This window comes from Burkholderia sp. F1, assembly GCF_050813845.1.
Lineage (GTDB): Bacteria > Pseudomonadota > Gammaproteobacteria > Burkholderiales > Burkholderiaceae > Burkholderia > Burkholderia ubonensis.
This window is the reverse complement of the sequence record NZ_CP172421.1, coordinates 2278623-2295039: the sequence shown is the minus strand read 5'-3', so window position 1 is coordinate 2295039 and position 16417 is coordinate 2278623. Positions and strand designations below refer to the sequence as shown.

The 16417-nt window shown below is 61.1% G+C and carries 17 protein-coding genes and 1 pseudogene; 12 read left to right on the top strand and 6 right to left on the bottom strand.

Translation table 11 applies throughout. The features are described 5' to 3' along the window. Positions 1-18 precede the first annotated feature (18 nt). The 3 genes from ACFIMZ_RS10800 to phaR all read left to right on the top strand — a co-directional run bounded on the left by ACFIMZ_RS10800 (position 19) and on the right by phaR (position 2730). Positions 19-1200, top strand: a complete 1182-nt coding sequence (locus tag ACFIMZ_RS10800) for an acetyl-CoA C-acetyltransferase (protein WP_431819515.1) — start codon at positions 19-21, stop codon at positions 1198-1200. A gap of 105 nt (positions 1201-1305) precedes the next feature. After that, the gene (locus ACFIMZ_RS10795) at positions 1306-2046 is read left to right on the top strand and encodes a 3-ketoacyl-ACP reductase (protein ID WP_010092274.1); all 741 of its coding nucleotides are present in this window, start codon (positions 1306-1308) and stop codon (positions 2044-2046) included. Between the two features lie 120 nt (positions 2047-2166). Next, positions 2167-2730, top strand: coding sequence for a polyhydroxyalkanoate synthesis repressor PhaR (gene phaR / locus ACFIMZ_RS10790; protein ID WP_084903325.1), 564 nt, complete (start codon positions 2167-2169; stop codon positions 2728-2730). A gap of 333 nt (positions 2731-3063) precedes the next feature. Here the strand turns inward: phaR and ACFIMZ_RS10785 are convergent, their stop codons facing one another. Next, positions 3064-3402 carry a hypothetical protein gene (locus ACFIMZ_RS10785; protein WP_431819514.1) on the bottom strand — a complete coding sequence of 113 codons (339 nt, stop codon included), beginning with the start codon at positions 3400-3402 and terminating at the stop codon, positions 3064-3066. Positions 3403-3706: 304 nt separating this feature from the next. Here ACFIMZ_RS10785 and ACFIMZ_RS10780 point away from each other — a divergent pair, with 304 nt between their 5' ends. The 4 genes from ACFIMZ_RS10780 to ACFIMZ_RS10765 all read left to right on the top strand — a co-directional run bounded on the left by ACFIMZ_RS10780 (position 3707) and on the right by ACFIMZ_RS10765 (position 6349). Then, complete coding sequence (locus ACFIMZ_RS10780) at positions 3707-4261, top strand: hypothetical protein (RefSeq protein WP_431819513.1); 555 nt, start codon at positions 3707-3709, stop codon at positions 4259-4261. A gap of 458 nt (positions 4262-4719) precedes the next feature. Next, positions 4720-5256, top strand: a complete 537-nt coding sequence (locus ACFIMZ_RS10775) for a hypothetical protein (RefSeq protein WP_431819512.1) — start codon at positions 4720-4722, stop codon at positions 5254-5256. A gap of 65 nt (positions 5257-5321) precedes the next feature. Beyond that, a complete protein-coding gene (locus tag ACFIMZ_RS10770; RefSeq protein ID WP_431819511.1) occupies positions 5322-5486 on the top strand; it encodes a hypothetical protein in 165 nt (54 codons plus the stop codon). Positions 5487-6208: 722 nt separating this feature from the next. Then, a complete protein-coding gene (locus ACFIMZ_RS10765) occupies positions 6209-6349 on the top strand; it encodes a hypothetical protein (RefSeq protein WP_431819510.1) in 141 nt (46 codons plus the stop codon). A gap of 64 nt (positions 6350-6413) precedes the next feature. Here ACFIMZ_RS10765 and ACFIMZ_RS10760 read toward each other — a convergent pair whose 3' ends face one another. The 3 genes from ACFIMZ_RS10760 to ACFIMZ_RS10750 form a co-directional block, all read right to left on the bottom strand. Next, the gene (locus ACFIMZ_RS10760) at positions 6414-6701 is read right to left on the bottom strand and encodes a putative quinol monooxygenase (RefSeq protein ID WP_431819509.1); all 288 of its coding nucleotides are present in this window, start codon (positions 6699-6701) and stop codon (positions 6414-6416) included. Positions 6702-6958: 257 nt separating this feature from the next. Further along, positions 6959-8659 (bottom strand): dihydroxyacetone kinase family protein, encoded by a 1701-nt coding sequence (locus ACFIMZ_RS10755; RefSeq protein ID WP_431819508.1) that lies wholly within the window; start codon positions 8657-8659, stop codon positions 6959-6961. A gap of 148 nt (positions 8660-8807) precedes the next feature. Then, on the bottom strand, positions 8808-9008 hold the full coding sequence (locus ACFIMZ_RS10750) for a hypothetical protein (protein WP_431819507.1): 201 nt from the start codon (positions 9006-9008) through the stop codon (positions 8808-8810). Positions 9009-9103: 95 nt separating this feature from the next. On the opposite strand from ACFIMZ_RS10750, the pseudogene ACFIMZ_RS10745 reads away from it, so the two are divergent. From ACFIMZ_RS10745 to ACFIMZ_RS10735, 3 genes and pseudogenes are all read left to right on the top strand, one after another. Further along, positions 9104-9576 (top strand): annotated as a pseudogene (locus tag ACFIMZ_RS10745) (type IV toxin-antitoxin system AbiEi family antitoxin domain-containing protein); the annotation flags it as partial. Between the two features lie 339 nt (positions 9577-9915). Beyond that, entirely contained in the window at positions 9916-10128 is a 213-nt protein-coding gene (locus ACFIMZ_RS10740; RefSeq protein WP_431819506.1) for a hypothetical protein, read from the top strand. Further along, positions 10125-10919, top strand: coding sequence for a hypothetical protein (locus tag ACFIMZ_RS10735; RefSeq protein ID WP_431819505.1), 795 nt, complete (start codon positions 10125-10127; stop codon positions 10917-10919). Before ACFIMZ_RS10740 ends, ACFIMZ_RS10735 begins: the two co-directional genes overlap by 4 nt. A 12-nt stretch (positions 10920-10931) precedes the next feature. Here ACFIMZ_RS10735 and ACFIMZ_RS10730 read toward each other — a convergent pair whose 3' ends face one another. Beyond that, the gene (locus tag ACFIMZ_RS10730; RefSeq protein WP_431819504.1) at positions 10932-11468 is read right to left on the bottom strand and encodes a hypothetical protein; all 537 of its coding nucleotides are present in this window, start codon (positions 11466-11468) and stop codon (positions 10932-10934) included. 99 nt (positions 11469-11567) lie between these two features. Here ACFIMZ_RS10730 and ACFIMZ_RS10725 point away from each other — a divergent pair, with 99 nt between their 5' ends. Beyond that, positions 11568-12209 carry a DUF922 domain-containing protein gene (locus ACFIMZ_RS10725; protein ID WP_431819503.1) on the top strand — a complete coding sequence of 214 codons (642 nt, stop codon included), beginning with the start codon at positions 11568-11570 and terminating at the stop codon, positions 12207-12209. A gap of 407 nt (positions 12210-12616) precedes the next feature. On the opposite strand, the gene ACFIMZ_RS10720 is transcribed toward ACFIMZ_RS10725, so the two are convergent. Then, on the bottom strand, positions 12617-15226 hold the full coding sequence (locus tag ACFIMZ_RS10720) for a hypothetical protein (protein ID WP_431819502.1): 2610 nt from the start codon (positions 15224-15226) through the stop codon (positions 12617-12619). A 111-nt stretch (positions 15227-15337) separates the two neighbouring features. Between ACFIMZ_RS10720 and ACFIMZ_RS10715 the strand changes: the two genes are divergently transcribed. Then, positions 15338-16330, top strand: coding sequence for an IS5 family transposase (locus tag ACFIMZ_RS10715; protein ID WP_431819405.1), 993 nt, complete (start codon positions 15338-15340; stop codon positions 16328-16330). Positions 16331-16417 lie beyond the last annotated feature (87 nt).

Below are 16417 nucleotides of genomic sequence, written 5' to 3'. Positions count from 1 at the left end.
GGCCCGGAGGAAATGGAAATGTCGGACGTAGTGATCGTATCGGCCGCGCGGACCGCGGTCGGCAAATTCGGCGGTACGCTCGCGAAGATCGCGGCGCCGGAGCTGGGCGCGACGGTGATCCGGGCGGTGCTGGAGCGCGCCGGCGTGAAGCCGGAGCAGGTGAGCGAAGTGATCATGGGCCAGGTGCTGGCGGCCGGCTCGGGCCAGAACCCGGCGCGGCAGTCGCTGATCAAGGCCGGGCTGCCGAGCGCGGTGCCGGGGATGACGATCAACAAGGTGTGCGGGTCGGGCCTGAAGGCGGTGATGCTGGCGGCGAACGCGATCATTGCCGGCGAAGCGGAGATCGTGATCGCGGGCGGGCAGGAGAACATGAGCGCGGCGCCGCACGTGCTGCCGGGCTCGCGCGACGGGTTCCGGATGGGCGACGCGAAGCTGGTCGACACGATGATCGTGGACGGGCTGTGGGACGTGTACAACCAGTACCACATGGGGATCACGGCGGAGAACGTCGCGAAGGAATACGGGATCACGCGCGAGGAGCAGGACGCATTCGCGGCGCTGTCGCAGAACAAGGCGGAAGCGGCGCAGAAGGCGGGCCGCTTCGACGACGAGATCGTGCCGGTGTCGATCCCGCAGAAGAAGGGCGAGCCGCTGCAGTTCGCGACCGACGAGTTCGTGCGTCATGGCGTGACGGCGGACGCGCTGGCGGGGCTGAAGCCGGCGTTCGCGAAGGAAGGCACGGTGACGGCGGCGAACGCGTCGGGGCTCAACGACGGCGCGGCGGCGGTGCTGGTGATGTCGGCGCAGAAGGCGGCGGCGCTGGGTCTGACGCCGCTGGCGCGGATCAAGGCGTACGCGAACGCGGGCGTGGACCCGAGCGTGATGGGGATGGGTCCGGTGCCGGCATCGCGGCGGTGCCTGGAGCGCGCGGGCTGGACGCCGGGCGACCTGGACCTGATGGAGATCAACGAGGCGTTCGCGGCGCAGGCGCTGGCGGTGCACAAGCAGATGGGCTGGGACACGTCGAAGGTGAACGTGAACGGCGGGGCGATCGCGATCGGGCATCCGATCGGGGCGTCGGGCTGCCGGATCCTGGTGACGCTGCTGCACGAGATGGTCAAGCGCGACGCGAAGCGCGGGCTGGCGTCGCTGTGCATCGGTGGCGGGATGGGTGTCGCGCTCGCGGTCGAGCGTCCGTAATCCCGTTGTCCGGTTCTCGGCGCCGGCCGTCAGGTCCGGCCGGCGCCGCGTGAAGTCAGAGGGGGCCCTGGCTGCTCTCGAAACCAAAAAAATGGAGTGAGATTTATGTCTCAGCGAATTGCTTACGTAACGGGCGGCATGGGCGGCATCGGCACCAGCATCTGCCAGCGCCTGTTGAAGGACGGCTTCAAGGTGGTGGCGGGCTGCGGCCCGAACTCGCCGCGTCGCGTGAAGTGGCTCGAGGACCAGAAGGCGCTCGGGTTCGACTTCATCGCATCGGAAGGCAACGTCGGCGACTGGGACTCGACCAAGGAAGCGTTCGACAAGGTCAAGGCCGAGGTCGGCGAGATCGACGTGCTGGTCAACAACGCGGGCATCACGCGCGACGTCGTGTTCCGCAAGATGACGCGCGAGGACTGGACTGCCGTCATCGACACCAACCTGACGAGCCTGTTCAACGTGACGAAACAGGTGATCGACGGGATGGTCGAACGCGGCTGGGGCCGGATCATCAACATCTCGTCGGTGAACGGCCAGAAGGGCCAGTTCGGCCAGACCAACTACTCGACCGCGAAGGCGGGCATTCACGGCTTCACGATGGCGCTCGCGCAGGAAGTCGCGACGAAGGGCGTGACGGTCAATACCGTGTCGCCGGGCTATATCGGCACCGACATGGTCAAGGCGATCCGTCCGGACGTGCTCGAGAAGATCGTCGCGACGATTCCGGTGCGTCGTCTCGGCGCACCCGAGGAGATCGGCTCGATCGTCGCATGGCTTGCGTCGAACGATTCGGGCTTCGCGACGGGCGCTGACTTCTCGCTGAACGGCGGCCTGCACATGGGCTGAGCCCCCGATCCGCGCGGACCGGGTGGCCGCGCGGATCGGTGTTTACAAAGGGGCCCCGCCACCCGTCTTTCGGGCGGCGGGGGATCGTCACTGCGCTGCGCTGGCACTTAAAGGCGTTACATGACTACTACAAAGAAAACGGCTGAACGGCTCATCAAGAAATATCCGAACCGCCGGCTCTACGATACCGAGACAAGCACGTACATCACGCTTACCGACGTGAAACAGCTCGTGCTGGAGCAGGAGGATTTCAAGGTCGTCGACGCGAAATCGAGCGAAGACCTGACCCGCAGCATCCTGCTGCAGATCATCCTCGAAGAGGAAAGCGGCGGCGTGCCGATGTTCTCGTCGTCGATGCTGTCGCAGATCATCCGCTTCTACGGGCATGCGATGCAGGGGATGATGGGCACCTACCTGGAGAAGAACATCCAGGCGTTCATCGACATCCAGAACAAGCTCGCGGACCAGTCGAAGAACCTGTATGAGAACAATGCGATGAACCCGGAGATCTGGTCGCAGTTCATGAACATGCAGGCGCCGATGATGCAGGGCATGATGACGAGCTACATCGAGCAATCGAAGAACATGTTCGTCCAGATGCAGGAGCAGATGCAGAATCAGGCGAAGTCGATGTTCAGCTCGTTCCCGTTCAAGCCGCCTGGCTCGGAGCCGGAGAAGAAGTAAGCGGATAGCCGGTGCGGGCGCGCAAAGCGCCGCGCCGGGGGCGCGCGGGATGGACGCGAGTCTGTCGTATTGCGCCAAGGTCGCCGCATGTCGTGCGGACTCGTGGTTCGCTGCGACGGCGGCGCCGTTCGATACCCAGGGCCGGTCGTTCGCATCGGCGCCTGCGGGCTGCTTGTGGCTCGCCGATGCTCGGCGCGAGCCTGAATCGCTGCCATAGAGCGTTGCTCCCGATTTCCCGATCTTCCCACACGAGTGCATGGCAATGCCGTCCGCTCGATCGTCGTGCGACGTGTCGTCGACATGCGCATGCATCGCTTGTGCAGCACGCGAGGCTCAACTGGCGACGGCCGGTGCGGCGTGCGGCACGATGGCGTCGGACGCAAGCGCTGTGCGCACGTAGAGAAATGCTCTCCGCTCGCGGTCCGGCAGCGTTTGCGACCCGTAGGTCACGGTTACCGAGCCATTGGCGAGTTCGCCTGCCTGCGTGAAGTTCCACGCACGGGGATCGCTGTCGAGCAGCGCGTCGACGACGTTGAAGCCGTAGCCATCGCGAACGATGTCGCAGATGAAGTTGCCCGTCAACGCGCGTGCCCAGCAGGCGCTCGCCAACCTGTAGCGCATGGTGCGGGAGGTGTCGCCCGGCAAGCTCCTCTTCATCAACAACCATTTCACGCCCCATTCGCGTGATCGTTTCGAGCCGCAATACGACGAGAACGGTCGCGCGTTCCGCTGGGTGCAACGCGTGTTCGATCCCAATCTGCTGTACGCAGGGGGAGGCGGTGGTGGGCTGGTCGTTGGCCGACGTGGGAGCGCCGCCGGTCGAGTGATGGGGGCGGCGAGAGATTGAAAACGGGGGCAGGGCAAATGGGAGTGAAGTCTGAGTACCGTAAATCGGTGGCGCCGGAAAAATGAAAAATGGGCCGGCCGGCGCATGCCGGTCGGCCGACATGAAAGCAAAAATTAATCGTGGTTTCTGTTGGTCAGCCGTGACTCGCGATTATCGAACGGCGAAGCGGGTAGCTACCATGCCGTTGACGCATCCATTCCCGTAGATGATGAAATTCCGGTTGCTGTTAAAGACGGAATAGATGATCGAGAAAAATTCTTTCTGGTTAAACGCGTAGGTGTTATCGACAATGGTGACCAGAAGGTTGCCGTTCGGGTCGGTTTCGAGCTTGTCGATCCTGCCGGCTTTACAGATGGATTCCGCAGATGCAAAGGAGGACGCAAGCATCATGGCAGTAAAAAGCATCGGTGCAATCTTTTTCACGATCTTTCCTTTTTGAATGAATCGATGATGTGGTTTTTGATGCGGGTGATGCTCGGCGAGGTGGTGTTTGTTTTTATGAAGAAATGGGGTCTGAAGCCTTGTGGTGATTCGTTTTCGGTTGTGTGGCTTCCGGGCTTGAATTATCTGTTTTCGATGGCTGTCTGGAATTTTGTGTTGCTTGGCAATTCGGTTGCGGCGTTCCGGTGCTGCGGTGCGCAACAGAGATTATTGTTTGGCATTGAACAATTCCAATTAAATTAATTTATCGTTTTTCTTGGTTGATAAGGGATTGAATTGACTTGGTCTGGAAATATTGTGATGGGCATTGTTCAGTAATTTGGTTGTGGTTGCGAATATTGTGAATAATGGATGCCGATATTGAGCTGCGCTGTTAATGGCGAGATGGCGATGGGGCGAACTTAGGGGGGCGTGCGGCAAGATGCGCCTTGGTCACCTTCGTGCAAGTTGCATGGGATATTCGCATTTGTTGAATGGCGGATGATTTTGTTGAGTGGTGTGTTTGTTCCTTGCTGTTGTTGGGTCGTTTGTTTTGCTGTCGTGTAATCGGGTGTGATTGATGTGATGTGTGGGGAAGGGTATGTTTGCAGGGCGCAGGCTCCAAAATTTGGCTTTATATGCGCAGATTTTATTTGGTTGATTTTTGAGGTAAATTCTGGCATAGCTGCGCGAACCAATGCATCGCGACCCGGAGGGTGAAAATGGAAGATTATATTAGATATGGAGATGTTGTTCGTTTCATTAACGGCTACCAGGGCGGTAGCTACCTCGGCGTGGGGGCGGGGTCAACCATTGCGGGAGCTGTGGACGATGTTGGAATGTATCCATCCATAAATGGCCATGATACTGTGACGCAATGGGTGATTTTTTCACTTGGTGGCGCCAAGGATAACGGGAACATAATTAGAAGCTGCGATCGGGTAGCCATTCTGGCTATGAAGAACGAGGCAAGTTTGGCGTTGTTCAGCAACACATTCTTTCCAAATGGTGATTTCGGCGTGGCGACGGGTAATGGGTCGGCTGCCTGGCATATTTTAATCGATTCAAATGCTGACGATAATCCTGGGCTTGTCGCCGGGGATCAATTGCATATTTTAAATGATTTCAATAACGGAACCGGATTTCTGGACACTCGCAATCAAGCTAGTCCTGGCTCGGGTTTCCTGTTCAACGTGTCGGCTTCATATTTTTACAATCGTGATGCCGGTAGCGGTACATGGCGGATAGTGCGAGTCTGAGCTTCAACTTCTTCGTGCCGCCCATATTGTCGGAGCGTCGATGGCGGGCATAGCCCGCCATCGGCATGACGTCGATTGCTCGCCGAAGCTTGTCGGGCGCAAACGAGTCGGGTGCGCCGCTTTTCTTCAGTTTTTTTCTTGGTCGCGCGATGCTGCAGCTGTATCCGGCTGACGAGATGGCCGCTGCGTTGGCGCTGGCGGTCGGCCGACAGCCCCTCGTCCCGAAGTGAAGGGGACGCATCAAGCTTCGTCTCGTGATCCATCGCCCATCCGGCGCATATTCGAGCCGCCGGTCCATGCCGCCGCCCGCTCATTTTGGCTCGCCGAACCCTTAATGGCTGTAAACTCTCGTTTTTGCCGCCACGCCCCCACATTCCAGATGTCCCAATCCCCCAAAGCAGGCTTCGTTTCGCTCCGCTGCCCGTAAGTCAATTCATATATGCCGGCAACGATGGCGGTACTTCTTCCAACGGAAGCCACTCCGTTCTGGGCCACGACTAGTTGATCTGCGAGAGGCTCACGTCGAAATGTGACGGTCAGGGTCAACAGGACTCTTGCGTCATGGTTGGCAAGGTGCCGAATAACTCGGATCGGTCGACTCGCGTTCGAGCAATCAAGGCCGTATTTCACCGTCGACCTGCCAAGAGCCAATCGCGTCGAGCACCTCCTTCCGAAACGTCTCCAATAGGCCAGCCATAAGGCGAGGCGCTGCGTGCGGCGCGGGTCACGACAGTTGTTGCACCTGCCGCGCCGTTACAGGATTGACGAGGTGCTGGAACGATCGTTGGCATTCAGCGGGGACACCGCGCCGCTTTTTGATTTCGAGATCCCACACTGGGTCCGCCTGGCGCTGCAGCATTCGAAGAACAGATCGCGCAACTCGAGGCGAAGGGCAGCTACATCCCGCTGCCGGATATCCGCGTTGCGATGTGGTCGCAGGATGTGAATTTCAATGCGGATCTATCTGATGCCACCGAGTTTTCTGGCGCGTATCGCGGACTATCCGGTCAACCGCATCGAAGCGCTGCTGCCATGGCGTGTTGCCGGTGGGCTGCGCGAACCAAATGGCATCTCGGTATCGGCTTGGCGTTAGCAGGCGCGTCAGGCGCAACCAGTCGACTATCGTCAGGTACAGATGGCGGTGGCGAAAAATTGTATTAGACCGCTACCAGCTTCAGAACTTTAGCGGGCCCAGCGCGAAAGGACTTGTTCTTGCCATTGGCTTCAATCATGTGCGGAGCGATTTCATGCGCTGCCAAAGCCTCTTCCGTTTCCCAACGCTCCGTCAGAACGAATTGATTTTCGGTTTCGCTGACATGATGAAGTTGATATTCGATACATCCTGGTTCAGCCCTGACCATCGGCGCAATTCGCTGGAAGGCTTCTAATTGCTGGTTTGCTTTACCAGGTTGTACCTCGATCAGGACAATCAACGAAACACTCATTCGAACTCCTCGCGTTGAGACAGTGTGATTGGTCTGATGATCATGTCAGAAGTCAGTGGAAACACAAAGCCAAGCTATCGTATCTCGCTTGCTCCGCAGATTCGGTGCGGCCCGCGCGAGCCGCTTACGGAGGAGGATGCGTTCGTGTGGTCAATTTCATATGACCTTTGATCACGCAACACGCGGTGCGCGCACCGACGCTTGAGAGTGCGCGCACCGTACGTCAAAACTGGCGACGAGCTTGGCAGCGTCGCCGCTCACCGCACGTGCGGCTGCAACGCCCGCAACCAGTACGCGACCGCGACGGCGCCCCCGTCGGGCGTGCCGATGGCGCGTTCGCCCAGATAGCTCGCACGTCCCGCGCGCGGCGCCATGCGGGTCGTTTCCTGCGCGCCGCGTTCGGCGGCTTCGACGGCCGTTGCCCACGCGGCAGAAGCATCAAGACCGTCATCGAGCGCGCGGTCGAACGCGTCAACGGCCGGCACGAGCGCATCGAGCATCGTCCGGTCGCCGGCGCGCGCGCCGCCCAACTCGCCGATCGACGCCACCGCACTGCGGAACGCCGCCGCCCAGTCGCGCGCCGACGGCTCGGCGACGTCGGCAAGCCGGCGCGACGCGCGCAGCAGCGCGGTCGCATAGAACGGCCCCGAGCTGCCCGCGATCGCACGGCGCAACGCGGCGCCCAGCACCGCGAGCGCGCGGGCCGGCGTGCCGTACGCGGCTTCAGGCAACTCGAGAATCGCCTGCGCGGCCCGATGCATACTCGCGCCGAGATCGCCGTCGCCGGCCGCCGCGTCGAGTTCCGTCAGCGTCGCTTCGTTGTCGATCAGCGTGCGCGCGACTGCGTGCAGCGCCGGCTGCAGGCGCGCGGCCCATGCGCGGCCGGTCGCGTCGAGCGGCGCGGGCGGCGCATCGCGGGTTTCCGCGGCGGCTACCCGGATCTGCGGGTTGACGGTGCCGCCGCCTGGCCACGCGCGCGCCTGCGTCGGCGCGTCGAGCAGCGCCGTACGCTCGTCGTTCAGCCGCAGCACGGAAATCGAGCAGCCGGGCATGTCGAGCGCCGACAGGAACGTACCGGCCCACGCGCGTTCGACGGCGATGCCGCGCCGGCTCAGGTTGTCGTACGCGGCGCGCAGCACGATCGCCAGTTCCATGTCGGGCGTGGCGCCGAGACCGTTGACGAACAGTGCGACCCGTTCGCCGCGGTCGAGGACGAGATCGGCGACGATGCTCGACAGCAGCGTGTCGACCAGCGCGTCGGCCGGCAACGGCGCAGTGCGTTCGACGCCTTTTTCGCCATGGATGCCGAGGCCGAGCTCGATCTCGTGTCCGGCGAGGCTGAAGCCCGACTTGTCGGCGCCCGGTATCGTGCAGCCGTCGAGCGCGACGCCCATCGTGCCGAGATCGGCCGCGGCCTCGCGCGCGATCGCGGCGACGCGGGCGAGCGGCAGTCCGCGCGCGGCGGCCGCGCCGGCGAGCTTGTGGATCAGGACGGTGCCCGCGATCCCGCGTCGCTGCCCGCGCTCGACGCGGTCGCGCAGCGATACGTCGTCGGCGACGATGACCGTCTCGACCGGAATGCCTTCCGCGCGCGCGAGTTCGGCGGCGAGCCCGAAATTGAGCCGGTCGCCCGTGTAGTTCTTGACGACGAGCAGCGCGCCGTTCGGGCCGGCGGTCGCGCGGATCGCGGCCAGCACGGCGTCGGTGGACGGCGAAGTGAACACTTCGCCGCAGACGGCCGAGCTCAGCATCCCGTCGCCGACGTAGCCGCCGTGCGCGGGCTCGTGGCCGCTGCCGCCGCCGGAGAGGACCGCGACGGCGCGCTGCGACGGTTCGGGGAGCGCTTTGCGGACGAGCACGTGCTCGTCGCCGAGGATCGCGAGATGCGGCGACTGCCGCGCGATGCCTTCCAGCATTTCGCGCACGACGTCGGACGGGCGGTTGACAAGCTTTTTCATGGCGACGGTTTCAGGGCGGGTGAAAGGGGTTTGGACTAACGCGCTCGCGCGTCGGACGGCTTTCGTGTTTCGGAGGCAGGCGCACCGTTTGCAGTCGCATGCGGCGACGCAACGGCCGTTGTTCGGCCGCGCATCGCGTCACGATACATCAGATCAAAGAACAAGGGACGATACGCACGTCGCCGCTTGGCTCGTGAATATCGAGGGTGTCGATCTTCAACCGTGTGGAGGAACGCATGTCGCGAATGGCGCCGCTGTCCACCTGTTTTTGGCTCGCCGAACCCTGAATCGCTGTAAACTCTCGTTTTTGCCGCCACGCCCCCACATTCCAGATGTCCCAATCCCCCAAAGTAGGGTTCGTATCCCTCGGCTGCCCAAAAGACAATCAAAATAAACCGATCTCGACATATTAAAGCCGAAGATGGCTTGATAGCTTTGCTTGGCAAGCTGTCTGTGGCGCAGAGTTTCGAGTATCTGGGCAAGGGTCGTTCGATTGGCCGCCCATGTCGTTCGCGGTGGAGGTGTCCGCGACGGGGCTGTCCGAACAGGGCCTAGCGTGGCACCAGGCTGCCACCGGTGCCGATGCTTGGTTTGTGCCACGCCGGAACGGGCCATGTTGGAGCTGTGCGATGACGTCTCGGACGCTGCCTTGATCTACGAGGTGGATGCGCTGATGCAGGCCATGACCACGCTACGACCACAGCGGGTCGGCCTGTTGCTGCGCCATTGCCACAGCATCAAGGTCAAACGACTGTTCCTAGCGTTGGCAGAGCGCCATCGGCATGCGTGGCTGCCGCACGTGACGCAGGATGGTGTCGAGCTGGGGCGGGGAAAAGCGCGCGCTGGTGCCGGGCAGCCGCCTGCATCCGATCTACCAGATCACCTTGCTGGGAGTCCTGGATGAACAACTGGCTTGATCATTGCAAGTCACCTGCCCGAGGCGAATCTTTCCACCCTTGTCACGGTCAACGAAAGATACCGATAGCGGGCAGAAATCGGCCATTCATTTCGCAACGGTGATCCGTTGCATTGGCCATACGCGAGGTCCGGCTTTCCCTCACTGCGGCCTTCTGGCTGCCCGCATCGGCGTGACGTGATCGTCGGCGGTCCAGTGGCTCCTGGTTGCGAAATTCGATACACTCGCTACGAGCGAGCGGAGCGTCAGCGATTAGCGTAAGCCGAGAGGTGATCGCAGCTAGCGCGCGCTCGGTCTGGTTGCCTTTTGATGAACCCTTGGGGGACATGGGGGAGTCGTCATGCTGATCAAGCTCTTGTCGGTGAAGGCCGTCGCGATTGGCGTGGTCCTGAGCGTCATCGCTTTGGCGTTTTTCTGGCCGCTCAACGGCCTTGGCGCTTCGGTCGCCCTCATGGCTTTCGTCATCGGCGCTGGCGGGTCAGAGTTGATCTTTAGACTGCTAAATCCGCGCGCGCCGACAGCGAGCGATAAGCCGGCGGCAGGCGAAAAATGACCTACATAAAAGCCGCATGGCTGCGATGCGCAGTCATGAGCGCGGTGTTGGCTTTGGCCACGGGTTGCGCAACCACCTCGGACGTCATTCCATCGGCGGGAGGCGGACTGCTCGGAGCACCGCCGCCGATTGGCTGGAACAATTCGCCGGCGCCCACGGGAGAGAAGCTGATCGAAGTTCGCGGCTATGTCCTAGCGCGCAAAGATCAGGTACCCGCCGACGCGATAGGATATGCCGTCCCGATCTTCACAAGTCGCGAGGAGATCGATCGCTTCTGTCCCCTGTTCCTGGATCACATGAGCTTCAGCGGCGCCCTCAACCAAGGCACGCCCATGCGGATCAATTCCTACGGCCAGGACGTGCAAATCGCCCCGTTCGTCTGGCCGGTGGTGACCTGGTCCGCGGTTGATAAGGCTGACTGCAAGACCTTGGGCGATCGCTACGATATTTCCGGGGCCAGAACATTCTTGAAGCAAGCTCAACAGATGATCGCGGCTCAGGGTGGTCGAGATATTGACGCCCTCAAGAGCGGTCCCTTCATCCTGACGGCGAGACGGGTGAGTGGCTCCATGGTCCTGTACGATCTGTCGCAAGCTCCAGACGGCGATTATCCGACGTGGCTGACGCGCGCGATTGAGCAGATGAGCAATCCTGCCGCCACCCAGACCCTCTACGTGACGCCCAACTGGCACGATAAAGCCCGCTATTACGTGTTTGGCGCTATTCCGAGCTTCAACGGCATCCTCAACGTGCTGATGCCCGGATTCACGGACGCTCATGCCAAGAGTTGACGCCACGAGAAGTCAGTGCCCGTCCTCCTGAAGCTCCGGCCGGGCGCGATAGCTGTTGACCTGGAGGGATTTGGCGATCCGGTCGGAAATGGCCTGGGCCTGATTGGCCACACTGCGATGAGCCGAGAATGTCACGAGGACGCCAAGGTTACCCTCGGTGCGGGCCAGATAGCGGGTCTGGTAGTCCTTGACCTCTGAGTTCCAGTAAATCGCATCGATCCAGATGACTTGGCCGATCAGTGTGCTCGTTGGCGCCCGAACGGTCTCGACACCAGCTTTCGTGCCGACAACATCCTGAAGATATTGAATGTAGAGCTGCGGGCTATCTATCGGCCCGACTTCCTTGGCCGTCAGGATCACGGTCATGCTGTATTTGCCTTCCGGATTGGCGGGCGGAAGGCAGACATACTCTGTCTCTTCGAGGCGGCATTGCCATTCGTCCGGTATGTCGAAACTCAGGTAAGTGTTCGCAAACGATTTCGCCTGCGCAGATCCAACGAGGGCCGCCACAAATACGAGGCCCAACACCACTTGTACGGTGGACCGCATGTTTTTAGTCTCCGAAGGAGCGCCGTATAGTTTAATTTATTGTGCGTCGGGGCGACCTAAAGCCCCGAGCTAACTTGAATCTTTCCAGGAGCCTTTCCCATGGGATCCGTCCTGCGGAAAGTGGTTGGCTTAGGCATAGCGGCCATCGCCCCGCTCATCATGGCCGATTCTGCTGGGCCCACCGACAAGGATGTCCAATTAACCTTTAAGATGGACTACTACAACGTGTCTGGCCGCACCTGGAATGAAATATGGAATTCAATTAAGGCCAGTCTTCAAAGGGAGAAGGACCTTCAGGGAAGATATGAGGGGATCACATCATATTCCGTCAAACTGGGACCGGAATCTCTTGTCGAAAACGATATGTGTTCCTCCGATACGGCAGTCATCGCGGTCAATCTAGTCGTCAAAGTGCCAAAGTTGACGACTCAGAACTTGCAGCCACAAGATCAAGAATGTTGGGCATTCTACGATCGATCTCTTTCCGATCATGAGGAATGGCATGTTCAGATTGCCGTGCATGAAATGCGGGCGCTGCAAGTCAAGATTAGATCTTCGCCAAACATGAGCTGCAAGGAGATCGTTGAGCTGGTGAACCACGACGTCCAGAAAATGATCGATGAGCAAAACAACTACGATGCCGTCACCGCCCACGGGACGGAGCAGTGGAGGGCGTACGGGCTCGATAAACCGAAGGAATCCGACTACGCCGCCGAGGTTCGAAATCGTTGTTTCGGCTGATATGTCGAATCCAAAAGATGCAGTGCTGACCGATATGCCTTGGAAACGGACGCAGTTGTGGCCCGGTATGAGCGGCAGAAGTGGGTCGGTAAAGGTCGATCCACGAAGGGGAATGCGTAGGTCTTCGCGTAGGTTAGTGCGCTGACCCTTGTCAAATAGAGCGCAGATACTGCTGCAACATTGGAGTGGCATTTGCAGGTACGTCCGTGGACTAGATGCTCATGTGACCGGGCAAAGTTTCTTTGGCTGCCCGAGTTTACCGGCGGCCCTAACTTGCAAGCACGAAGTTCGCCTTTCGGCCAGTTGCTGGAGGTTACAACCGGCGGCCCCGGCCAATTGCAGGCATTGAGATTGGGGCGGTGAACGAACTCCCGTCACGCCGACCACGTGAAGCCTGTTCTTGACCGCTATCGCAGTTGCTTAATGCTCTCTTGGAGAGCCAGGGCGGCTGGGATGTTCATGGCTGCAAGTGCGGCCGCGATCTCGATAAGCGCCTGTCGAGCCTGAGGGTGCTGCGACAGGGCATGCGCGTCGGAACTCAATGCCGCCACCACCAGCGCAACCAATGCATCGCCCGTACCCTCGCGGTACCAGCGACTGGAAGGCTCGCGTTCCTTCAGCATGGCGGTGAGCCAGCAAAGCCCGTCAAGCCGAAGTGGGGCTCCGAACTTAGTCGTCAGGAAGTGGCAGAAACGGGTGACGCATTCTTCGTCGCGAGCTAGGTGCGCGGCGGCCCAGCGTTTGTAGAGATCCTTCATCCGCAGAGTCGCGCCCGGGTTCAGTCTGGACAGGGCGTCCTCGTTCCCGAAACCAAGCAGGTCGCAAATCAAGCGCTCGCCGTAGAACCAGAGGCCAGGTTGGGACCAATCGGCTGTGAGTCCGTACTGCGCGGTGGCTTGCCAGACACGCTCGAATGCCACCGGATCGTCGCCTTTCCCGAGGCGCAGGAATAAGCCGCGAATGAAGTGCTGCAGCGCGTAGTGTGCGGCCGGACCGTGGACGAGAACGGGTTCCCAAACCGCACGCTCTTCCCCTGCGGGCGCCGCGATCGACAGGGCTCCGAGCTTCAGAAGGATGTCGTAGCCGAGGTTCTGGCTCGGCAAGTCGTACTCGCCATGCTTCTTCTCGCTGGCCTTGGCGCGCGTGGTATCGTAATCCCAGATGCGCAGCGCCAAGCGCGTGTCGAGATCGCGGTCGCCAGTGCCACCGCCTTCGATGAGCCAGTTAAACAGGACTACGAGGACGTGACCGTCTAGCGAACCGCCTCGTTCGCGCTTCGGCTTTCCGCGCCAAGTCTGGTCGCCGGCATTGTAGAGCCGCATGCGGCGCTGGAAGTCCAAACGTTCTAGGCCCGCGCCGACACGCTTGAAATCGAGTTCATCCGGCGTCGCGTTCGGCCCACGGAGCGGAAAGCGCCGCAGCCGTGCGAGCCACACCCTCCAGGCGTACTTCGCATCATCGCCATCGCCGTGGTGCGGAGCGAGCAGAATGAGGCCCGACCAGAAGAGCCCGGCGCGGAGCAGCCGCCACCACGCGGTGCCCAACTGCTCTCGATTGGCGTAGGCGACGCCGACTACAACGGCGGTCGCTCGCGTGTCGCCGCTCGTCAGAAGGCGCAGGACGGCGGTCTCCCATTCCTGAACGCCATCTCCATCGGCGAGCCACAGGTGCATGGCCGCATAAGCGACGAACTTCAGCTCGTCGCGGAGGCTCCCAATGCGCCGCCCGCGAATCTCTTCTCCTGTCGACGCGATCGACGCCACACCAGCGCGCACGACTTCGAGCACGTGCTTCTGCGCTTCGGGGTCCTGGGCGAGCCAAGCACCGCCCAATGCGACGAGCGTGCCGGCTGTAGCGAAACGGCATTTCGATTTGGCATCCTCATCGTCGCTTCCCGCTCCGGCGTCACACTCTCGGAGCAGATTGAAGAGGGACGAGGCCTCATCGTCGGAGAGCGGTTGGTTGCCCCGAAGCCTCTGCTCGCACTGGTCCGGCACGAGAAGGTACGCGAGGGCTGGCGCATTGTCGGTCTGCCACGACAACACCTCGAGGTGGAGTTCATCCGGACACACGAAGACATTGGTCTCCGCGCCCGTCGACGGGTCGGTGACGGGCTGATAGTTGGCCCGGTCGAGCGTGGCGAAGAGAAGCTTGAACTCCAACGCCTCTTTCGGGTCTCCAGGTAACGCCCAGGTCGGCAGTAGCGCTTGAATACGCCGCGCAACGTCGCCGTCGGCCAACAGGAGTGCGACAACGACATCGAGGAACTTCTGCTGGCGATGGGGCGCCAAGGTCCAATCACGCGCGAAGTCGAACATCACCTGACCGCCCTGGAGCCAGCTCGATCCGATGAAGTTGTAACCAACCTGCTTCACGCGAACGCTGTCCCAATAGAACAGGTTCGGGAACGTAATCAGGGCCGCGAGGGGCCCCGTCAGCAGCGACGGCCGATACTTGGCGACGTTGAGGAGCACGCTGACGAGCGCCGCGGAGTTTCCCTCCCGGAGTATCTTGTCGATATCAGCAGTGATGTCCTTACCCGCGTCGAGCCGCAGCGTAAGCCAGCGCTCCAACGCATCGAGAGCGCAGAACAGGTTTCCGTTGCGCATCGAGTCATTGGACTGCGGCCAGTCGAATACCTGCCACCAGCCAGGGAAGGTCTTCTCCGACCCGTCCGCAAACTGCAGTGTCACCCCGGGAGCCTCGCCGGTTCGCCCCCTCATGACCTCGGCGACCCAGCGTTCCGTGCAGAAGTTCACCAGCGCGATGAGCGAGGCGAGCGCTGTTTCCGGGGCCAGCTGGAAGAAGGGGAAGAACGGGCTCTTCCAGAAGGCCGTCGGGTACGCGTCCCGGGGGTATTCGAGGCCGAGGTTCACTTCGAACCGCTCGGCCCCGTACTCCCGTTCCGGCTGGTCTTCGATGATGAGCGCGAGCAGGACTTCGGCCGCCAGCTCAGGTTGCGCATGCATCAGAGACTGGATGCCGTTTTCCTTGATGCAGGCAGTCCGGAAATCCATGTCGACCTTGTCGCTGGCACCTAGGGAAACACTGATTTATCCGGCACGGCGGTCATCGCTGACGCAGCCGGGGACGTTGTAGAAGATAGTTCACGGAACGAACCCAAGACGATGAAACGGCAAGTGAGCTTTGCGGAAGCGGAAAGCATGGGCAAGAAGCGCGTGACCCGGCGTCAGCGTTTTCTGGACGAGATGGAGAAGCTCGTGCCATGGTCGCGGTTGCTGGCGGCAATCGAGCCGTACTACCCGAAGGGAGCTCGCGGCCGCCCGCCGATTGGTCTGGAGCGGATGCTGCGAATCTACTTCCTGCAGCAGTGGTACAGCCTGTCGGACGAAGGGCTGGAGGATGCGCTGTACGACAGCATCGCGATGCGAGCGTTTGCCGGGATTGATCTGGCCGTCGAGAACGTGCCGGATGCGACCACGCTGCTGAAGTTCCGGCGCCTGCTTTTCGAACATGACCTGACGCGCAAGCTGTTCGACGAGATTGGCATCTCGCTGTGCGAACGCGGGCTGATGATGAAGGAAGGCACGCTGGTCGATGCGACGATCATCGAAGCGCCGCCGTCGACCAAGAACGCCGAGAAGCGTCGCGATCCGGACATGCATCAAACGAAGAAGGGCAACGAGTGGCATTTCGGCATGAAGGCGCACATCGGCGTCGATGCCGATTCGGGGCTGGTTCACAGTGTGGTCAGCACGTCGGCCAACGTGTCGGACGTTTCGCAAGCGCACGCGCTGTTGCACGGTCACGAGCGAGAAGCGTTCGGCGACGCGGGCTATATCGGCGTGGATAAGCGCGACGAAATGAAGGGCAAGTCGGTGAAATGGCGGGTGGCGGCCAAGCGCGGAAGGATCAAGGCGATGCAGGACGGGGCGCTGAAGGATCTGATGATCGCATTCGAGCGAACCAAGGCGCAGATTCGTGCGCGAGTCGAGCACCCGTTTCATGTCGTCAAGAATCTGTTCCGCCATCGCAAAGTCCGCTACAAGGGACTGGCGAAGAACACCGCGCAACTGTTCAGCCTGTTCGCCTTGGCGAATCTGGTGATCGCGCGAAACCTGTTGCGATCCGTTCATGGGAGCAGTCCGTTATGTGCGTGAAGAATGCGAGAAACGAGGCGCACCCTCGGGCCAAACTCACCGGAATTGCCGACGCTTCACTTCGGCATCCGGAAATTCCGTACCAGC